This is a genomic window from Amycolatopsis thailandensis (assembly GCF_002234405.1).
Lineage (GTDB): Bacteria > Actinomycetota > Actinomycetes > Mycobacteriales > Pseudonocardiaceae > Amycolatopsis > Amycolatopsis thailandensis.
The window spans coordinates 1-592 of the sequence record NZ_NMQT01000385.1 but is presented as its reverse complement, the minus strand read 5'-3'; the positions used below and the strand labels follow the sequence as shown (position 1 = coordinate 592).

The 592-nt window shown below is 68.4% G+C and carries 1 protein-coding gene; it reads left to right on the top strand.

What is annotated here, in order from left to right; genetic code table 11:
- Positions 1–118: 118 nt before the first annotated feature.
- On the top strand, positions 119–592 hold a 474-nt coding region (locus tag CFP71_RS43055), incomplete at its 3' end, for a DUF4232 domain-containing protein (protein WP_093939499.1).

The following is a 592-nucleotide window of genomic DNA, read 5'->3' as shown; positions in this document are numbered from 1 at the left end:
AAGATGTGTCGCGGTCGCCGGGGTTGCTTTTGTGAGAGCAGTGTCATCGTGACGCATCTTTCCGGCCCCGTTGGGCATTCTGCTTGGTGAATGATTCACAGCGAGCGGGGAGAACACGATGAGCCACCGATCCATTCGAACGAACGTCGCGCGGGTCGCCAAGGTGATCGCGGCCTGCGCGGGTGTGCTCGCCGTCGTCGCGTGCAACAACTCCGGTACTCCTTCGGCCGCGCCGCAGTCTTCCGCGGCGGCGGGCGGCGGCGGGGTGGAGACATCCGCCGCACCGACCGCCACCTCCGCGGCTTCCGTCACTCCCACCCCGCAGGGCAAGGAAACGGGAGCGGCGAAACCGCCTGCCGCCGGGAAACCTGCCGGGTCGGGTGACAATCCCCGTTGTGCCACAACGGATCTGACGCTCGCTCTCGGCGCGCCGAAGCCGTCCCCGAACTCGCCGACGCAGCTCGACGTGCCGCTGACCTACAAGAACACGTCGTCCCGGACGTGCGCGCTGTACGGCGTGCCCGGCGCCGACCTGAACGGTCCCGCCGACCCGAATGGCCCGGTGTACCACCTGACCCGGGTCGACAACGGG